This is a genomic window from Saccharomonospora iraqiensis subsp. iraqiensis (assembly GCF_000430445.1).
Classification (GTDB): domain Bacteria; phylum Actinomycetota; class Actinomycetes; order Mycobacteriales; family Pseudonocardiaceae; genus Saccharomonospora; species Saccharomonospora iraqiensis.
The window spans coordinates 1-6,019 of record NZ_KE387108.1 but is presented as its reverse complement, the minus strand read 5'-3'; the positions used below and the strand labels follow the sequence as shown (position 1 = coordinate 6,019).

Below are 6,019 nucleotides of genomic sequence, written 5' to 3'. Positions count from 1 at the left end.
GCCTGGAGGCCGCGGCCGTGGTGACCGACGCGGAGACCGTCGACGGCAGCTCCGTGGACGCCGTCCGCGACCTGGCCTCCGACGCGGCGATCCTGCGTGCGGACGCGGCCGGGACCGTGCGGGAGACACTCCGGTGACCGGACCCCCGCCGCACACCGCGCCCGAAGGGGACGGGCCCGCCCCCGACGCCGTGGCCGAGGTCGCCGAGCACCGGTCGGGTTTCGCGTGCTTCGTCGGCAGGCCGAACGCCGGCAAGTCGACCCTGACCAACGAGCTGGTGGGCACGAAGGTCGCCATCACCTCGGACAAGCCGCAGACCACCCGGCACGCGATCCGCGGGATCGTCCAGCGCGACGACGCCCAGCTCATCCTCGTCGACACCCCCGGCCTGCACCGGCCGCGCACGCTGCTGGGCGAACGGCTCAACGACCTGGTGCACGCCACCTGGGCGGAGGTCGACGTCGTCGGCTTCTGCGTGCCCGCGGACGAGAAGATCGGCCCCGGGGACCGGTTCATCGCCGCCGAACTGGCCAAGATCGCCGGCCGGACGCCGGTGATCGGGGTGGTCACCAAGACCGACCTGGTCGGCCCGGAGCAGGTCGCCCGGCAGCTGCTCGAACTCCAGGACCTGATGGAGTTCGCCGACCTCGTGCCGGTGTCCGCCGTGGACGGGTACCAGGTCCGGCTCCTGGCCGACCTGCTGGTCGCCCGGCTGCCGGAGGGGCCCGAGCTGTACCCGGACGGCGAGCTCACCGACGAACCGGAGCAGACGCTGGTGGCGGAGCTGATCCGGGAGGCGGCGCTGGAGGGCGTGCGCGACGAGCTGCCGCACTCGATCGCGGTGACCATCGAGGAGATGTTCCCGCGCGAGGGCCGGGACGACCTGGTCGACATCTACGCCCACATCCACGTCGAGCGTCCCAGCCAGAAGGGCATCGTGCTGGGCAACCGGGGCGGCCGGTTGAAGGAGGTCGGCGCGCGGGCCCGTAGGCACATCGAGGCGCTGCTCGGCAGCAAGGTGTACCTGGACCTGCACGTCAAGGTCGCCAAGGACTGGCAACGCGACCCGAAACAACTGCGCAAGCTCGGCTTCTGAGGCGAGGAGGGCCTTCGGGGCCGGTGGGGACCGTCCGTGTCCGTCCGGAAGCGGATCGGCTACCCTCTCGCCGGATCACGAAGACCTATCTGGGGGAGCGGGCATGACGCATCCGTACAACCAGCCGCCGTACGGCCAGGGGCAGCCGGGACAGGGGCAGCCGGGACAGCAGCCGTTCGGTCAGCCACAGCCCGGCCAGCCGTACGGGCAGCCACAGCAGGGACAGCAACCCGGGCAGCAGCCGCCTGCGTTCGGCCAGCCCTCTCCCTCCGGGGGATTCCCGGCCGCCCCGGGGCAGCAGCCCTTCCCGCAGTCGGGCGGGTTCCCACCTCAGCAGCCGGGGCAGCCGGGCGGCCCCGGTTTCCCGGGCGGGCCGCAGCCCGGGATGGGACCCCGGATGCAGGGTCAGGCCCAGGTCCTCGTGCCCGGCTCCCAGATCCAGTTCGCGCACTCCGGGCCGCTGGTGTTGGGGACGATGGGCAGCCGCTTCCTGGCACGCCTGGTCGACGGCCTGATCATCGGGCTGCCTCTCGGCACGCTCTTCCTGATCGTTCAGTTCGCCCTGCTCGGTCCCGAAGAATGGTGGGTCACTCTGATCTTCTACCCGATCATGGCTGCGGCGATGCTCGTCTACGAAGGCGTGATGCTCAGCAGTCGCGGGGCCACCGTGGGCAAGAGTGTGGCCGGGCTCAAACTGGTGACGGAACAGTCGGTGACCACCGCCGGCGGTCCCGGCAGTGGCCCCGCCTTCACCCGGATGGCGACGATGTTCCTTCCGGGACTCATCCCGTGCATCGGAGGACTCGTCAGCATCCTGATGATCCTCTCGCCGTTCTTCGACGAGCAGGCGCGGCAGGGCTGGCACGACAAGGCGGCCAAGACTTACGTGATCTCCACCAAGCCCATGCCGATGTACTGAGCGGCTCCGGGGAGGTGTGAGGTGGTGAGGCACGCGTCCGGGGTGGTGCGGCCGTGGCACGCGACCCGGATCACACCGATGCTGGTCGGGGTGGGCGTGGCCACGGGGGTGGCGCTCGGCACCGGCGTCCTGCGGATCCCGTGCTGGTTCCTGGCCGCCACGGGCCTGAACTGCCCGTTCTGCGGCGGCAGCCGTGCGCTCGGTGCGCTGCTGGACGCGGACCTGTCCGCCGCCCTCGGGTACAACGCGTTCGCCGTCGCCGTCGTGGTGCCGGTCGTTCTCGCCGTCCTCGTCGCGCTGGGCCGGTGGGAGACGGGCCGGGCCGCGACCTGGTGGCCCACCGGCCGCCGGGGCAGGCTCCTCGCGGTGTCGCTCGGGGTGCTCACCGTCGGATGGTGGGTCGTGCGCAACATCCCGGCGGTCGGAGTGCCCGCGGTGTGAGGTCGGGGGAGGTCCGGGAGTGGTTCGGGGTCAGTCGCTCCGCGAACCCCGCTCCTGCTCGGTCAACGCGCTCTCCCGCGCCTCGGACACGGCGGTTTCGAAAGCCTCGTCCGCGGGTGGGTCGCCGTGGCAGCGGGCCAACACCCGCCGCAGTGCGGTGCCGTTGGCGCGGGAAGGGCAAGTGTGGCTCGTGGCCACCTGCTGTTCACCGTGGGTCACCTCACGATCGTCCCACTTTCCGAGGCTCGGTCGAACCCGGCCACCTCGGCGTGCGTGGGACGATGGTCGGGTGAGTCTGTATCGGGACACGGGTGTGGTGCTGCGGGTGCACAAGCTCGGGGAGGCCGACCGCATCATCACCCTGCTCACCCGGCGGCACGGGAAGGTGCGGGCGGTGGCGAAGGGCGTGCGCCGCACCACGTCCCGCTTCGGTGCGCGGCTGGAGCCGTTCGGGCACGTCGACGTGCAGTTCTACACCGGGCGCACGCTCGACGTGATCACCCAGGTGCAGACCGTGGACGCCTTCGCCCTGCCGATCGTGGGTGACTACCAGCGCTACACCTCCGCCAGCGCGATCACCGAGACGGCCGACCGGCTGATCCCCGAGGAGGGGGAGCCGGTGCTCAAGCTGTACCTGCTGCTGGTGGGCGCGTTGCGGGCGCTGGCCGAGGGGCGTCGGGACGCCTCACTGGTACTGGACGCCTTCCTGCTGCGGTCGACGGCGATCGCCGGGTGGGCCCCCGCGCTCGGCGAGTGTGCACGCTGTGGCACCACGGGCCCGCACGCGGCGTTCAACGTCTCCGCCGGCGGGTCGCTGTGCCCGGAGTGCCGGGTGCCCGGCTCGGTCCATCCCGCTCCCGAGGTGCTGGTCCTGCTCGGCGCATTGCTGCACGGGGACTGGGACACCGCGGAGGCGAGCGCGTCCGGCACCCGCCGCGACGCGAGCGGGCTCGTCGCGGCACACCTGCAGTGGCACCTGGAACGGCAGTTGCGGTCGTTGCCGTTCGTCGAGCGCCGTGCCCGCGAGTCGCCGATCGCCGACAGGTTAGGGTCTGACGCGGTGTCCGGCGATACGGCGGTGTCCGGTGATGCGGAGGTAACAGGTGCGGCGCAGGGGACGCGAGGCGGCGACGGCCCAGACCGAGGTGCGGGAGCCTGATCCGCACCCGTCCGGCGCGCGCCCGCCACGGATCCCGCCGGAACTGGTGCCCCGGCACGTGGCGCTGGTGATGGACGGCAACGGCCGGTGGGCGAACCAGCGGGGCCTGCCGCGCATCGAGGGGCACAAACGCGGCGAGTCGGTGATGATCGACGTCGCCGCGGGTGCCGTCGAGCTCGGTGTGCCGTGGCTGTCGGTGTACGCCTTCTCCACCGAGAACTGGAAGCGCAGTCCCGAGGAGGTGCGCTTCCTCATGGGGTTCAACCGGGACACCATCCGGCGGCAGGTGGACTACCTCGGCTCGATCGGGGTGCGCATCCGTTGGGCGGGCCGCAGCCCGAAGTTGTGGCGCAGCGTCATCAAGGAACTGCGCGCCGCGGAGGAGAAGACGCGGAACAACACCCGGCTGAACATGACGATGTGCGTCAACTACGGCGGCCGGGCCGAGATCGGGGACTCGGCGCGGCGCATCGCGCAGCTCGCCGCGGAGGGTCGGATCAACCCGGACAAGGTGGACGAACGCACGGTGGCGAAGTACCTCTACCAGCCGGAGATGCCGGACGTGGACCTGTTCCTGCGGCCGTCCGGGGAGCTGCGGACGTCGAACTTCATGCTCTGGCAGTCGGCCTACGCCGAGTTCGTGTTCCAGGACACCCTGTTCCCCGACTTCGACCGGACCAAGCTGTGGGACGCGTGCCTGGAGTACGCCAAACGCGACCGCCGGTTCGGCGCCGCGGTGGACGCGGCGCAGGCCACGGACGGGGGTGCGTCCGCGTGAGTACCGAGGCGGCCGACACTGCGGCCCTGCTCGCCTCCGCACGGCAGGCGCTGGAGCGGTTCCTGGAGGTCAGCGTCGACGACGACGGCACGTTGACCTTCTCGCACGCCGAGGTGCCGTGTGTGGTGCAGGCGATGCGGCTGGCCGACGGCCTGTCCGTGCTCAGCCTGACCTGCGTGGTGGCGTGGGACATGCCCGACGAGCAGTCGGTGGCCGCGTCGGTGGCCGAACGCGCGGGTCAGGGCCTGTTCGGAACCCTCGGTGTCGTGCACACCGAACGCGGCACGGACCTCACGCTGCGGTACGCCTTCCCCGCGCAGGGGCTCGACGAGGGACCGCTGGGCACGCTGCTGATGCTGGTGGTCTCCACGGCCTCCCAGGTGCGCGGCGAACTGCTCGGCACCTGACCCCCGCGGCGGCCCGACCGCGGCGCGGAAGGCGACCCGGAGGTCGACTCGCCGTCCCGAGGCGTCGACTCGCGGGCTTGGAGTGTCAACTCGCGGGGCTGGAGTGGCGACTCGCGGGGGCGGGTGGGGTCACTCGTGGGTGGCGCAGTCGGTGCAGGTGCCGACGATCTCCACGGTGTGTCGGATGTCGGAGAAGCCGTTGCCCGCGGCGGTGCGTTCGGCCCACCGCTCCACGGCCGGACCCTCCACCTCGACCGTGTAGCCGCAGTGCCGGCACACGAGGTGGTGGTGATGGTGGGCCGAGCACCGCCGGTAGACCGCCTCGCCGGAATCGGTGCGCAGCACGTCGATCTCGCCCGCCTCGGACAGCGACTGCAACGTCCGGTACACGGTGGTCAGGCCGATCCCCTCGCCGCGCCTGCGCAGTTCGTCGTGCAGATCCTGTGCCGACCGGAACTCGTCCACCTCGGCCAGGAGGGCGACCACGGCGGCGCGCTGCCGCGTCGCCCGCCTGCCGGGGACCGGGGCCCGGTCCTGCGTCCCGGCGGCCGCTGAGGCCGTGCCGGTTGTCCTCGTCCCACTCATTGCGCCCGGACGTCCTCCTGTACGTGTGCGACGGCGTCGACCACGATGTGCGCCAGGTGGTCGTCCACCAAGTGGTACACCACCTCGCGGCCCCGCCGCTGGCCCTGCACGATCCCGGCGGACTTCAACACCCGGAGATGCTGGCTGATCAGCGGCTGGCTCACGTCCAGCGCGTCGACCAGCTCGTGCACACAGCGCGGCCCGTGCCGCAATTGCAGCACGACGGCGATCCGCACCGGTGCCCCCAGGGCCCGCAGCAGTTCCCCGGCGTCGGTCAGCGCCGTCTGCGGTGGGGGAGGGGGCGCGGCGGGGGTGGCCCCGTCCGGGGTGTGTTCGTGCTCCCCGGAGACCGGCCCGTCCGCACCGGTCCCCTGCCGTGCCGCGCCGGAGTCCATCGTCGCCATGCGGGTCTCCAGACTGCCGTGATTCGTCCTGCGGGGGCCGGGGGAGGCCACTACCATCCTAGTGCTTCGGGGGATCAACGGTGATGCGCGAGCGCGACGCGCCGCGGAGCGAGAGGGAGGCTCCTGACGTGGGCACGTACCCGACCCCGCCCGGCACCCCGGACGATGTCCCGCCGGACGATCCGGCGGCCCCGAGGGGCCCTGTGCGGCGCGCGGGGCCGCGCGGTCGG

The 6,019-nt window shown here is 72.1% G+C and carries 10 protein-coding genes; 6 read left to right on the top strand and 4 right to left on the bottom strand.

Annotated elements, in window-relative coordinates; genetic code table 11:
• Positions 1 to 190 precede the first annotated feature (190 nt).
• Complete coding sequence (gene era / locus ACTIR_RS0115480; RefSeq protein ID WP_026454959.1) at positions 191 to 1,096, top strand: GTPase Era; 906 nt, start codon at positions 191 to 193, stop codon at positions 1,094 to 1,096.
• Between the two features lie 85 nt (positions 1,097 to 1,181).
• Here the strand turns inward: era and ACTIR_RS25995 are convergent, their stop codons facing one another.
• Positions 1,182 to 1,547, bottom strand: a complete 366-nt coding sequence (locus ACTIR_RS25995) for a hypothetical protein (protein WP_154663781.1) — start codon at positions 1,545 to 1,547, stop codon at positions 1,182 to 1,184.
• Here ACTIR_RS25995 and ACTIR_RS0115475 point away from each other — a divergent pair.
• Positions 1,518 to 2,015 (top strand): RDD family protein, encoded by a 498-nt coding sequence (locus tag ACTIR_RS0115475; protein ID WP_233345922.1) that lies wholly within the window; start codon positions 1,518 to 1,520, stop codon positions 2,013 to 2,015. The two genes, ACTIR_RS25995 and ACTIR_RS0115475, sit on opposite strands and share 30 nt — an antisense overlap.
• A gap of 24 nt (positions 2,016 to 2,039) precedes the next feature.
• Positions 2,040 to 2,456 (top strand): DUF2752 domain-containing protein, encoded by a 417-nt coding sequence (locus tag ACTIR_RS0115470; protein WP_233345921.1) that lies wholly within the window; start codon positions 2,040 to 2,042, stop codon positions 2,454 to 2,456.
• A 30-nt stretch (positions 2,457 to 2,486) separates the two neighbouring features.
• Here the strand turns inward: ACTIR_RS0115470 and ACTIR_RS0115465 are convergent, their stop codons facing one another.
• Positions 2,487 to 2,675, bottom strand: a complete 189-nt coding sequence (locus tag ACTIR_RS0115465) for a hypothetical protein (protein WP_026454956.1) — start codon at positions 2,673 to 2,675, stop codon at positions 2,487 to 2,489.
• 70 nt (positions 2,676 to 2,745) lie between these two features.
• On the opposite strand from ACTIR_RS0115465, the gene recO reads away from it, so the two are divergent.
• The 3 genes from recO to ACTIR_RS0115450 are packed head-to-tail and all read left to right on the top strand — an operon-like array spanning position 2,746 to position 4,800.
• On the top strand, positions 2,746 to 3,615 hold the full coding sequence (recO, locus tag ACTIR_RS0115460; RefSeq protein ID WP_007026139.1) for a DNA repair protein RecO: 870 nt from the start codon (positions 2,746 to 2,748) through the stop codon (positions 3,613 to 3,615).
• Positions 3,560 to 4,393 carry an isoprenyl transferase gene (locus tag ACTIR_RS0115455; protein WP_026454955.1) on the top strand — a complete coding sequence of 278 codons (834 nt, stop codon included), beginning with the start codon at positions 3,560 to 3,562 and terminating at the stop codon, positions 4,391 to 4,393. Before recO ends, ACTIR_RS0115455 begins: the two co-directional genes overlap by 56 nt.
• The gene (locus ACTIR_RS0115450) at positions 4,390 to 4,800 is read left to right on the top strand and encodes a hypothetical protein (RefSeq protein WP_026454954.1); all 411 of its coding nucleotides are present in this window, start codon (positions 4,390 to 4,392) and stop codon (positions 4,798 to 4,800) included. Before ACTIR_RS0115455 ends, ACTIR_RS0115450 begins: the two co-directional genes overlap by 4 nt.
• A 129-nt stretch (positions 4,801 to 4,929) precedes the next feature.
• Here ACTIR_RS0115450 and ACTIR_RS0115445 read toward each other — a convergent pair whose 3' ends face one another.
• Together ACTIR_RS0115445 and ACTIR_RS0115440 are read right to left on the bottom strand one after the other, a co-directional pair.
• Positions 4,930 to 5,385, bottom strand: coding sequence for a Fur family transcriptional regulator (locus ACTIR_RS0115445; RefSeq protein ID WP_026454953.1), 456 nt, complete (start codon positions 5,383 to 5,385; stop codon positions 4,930 to 4,932).
• Complete coding sequence (locus ACTIR_RS0115440) at positions 5,382 to 5,789, bottom strand: ArsR/SmtB family transcription factor (RefSeq protein ID WP_026454952.1); 408 nt, start codon at positions 5,787 to 5,789, stop codon at positions 5,382 to 5,384. Before ACTIR_RS0115440 ends, ACTIR_RS0115445 begins: the two co-directional genes overlap by 4 nt.
• Positions 5,790 to 6,019: the final 230 nt, after the last annotated feature.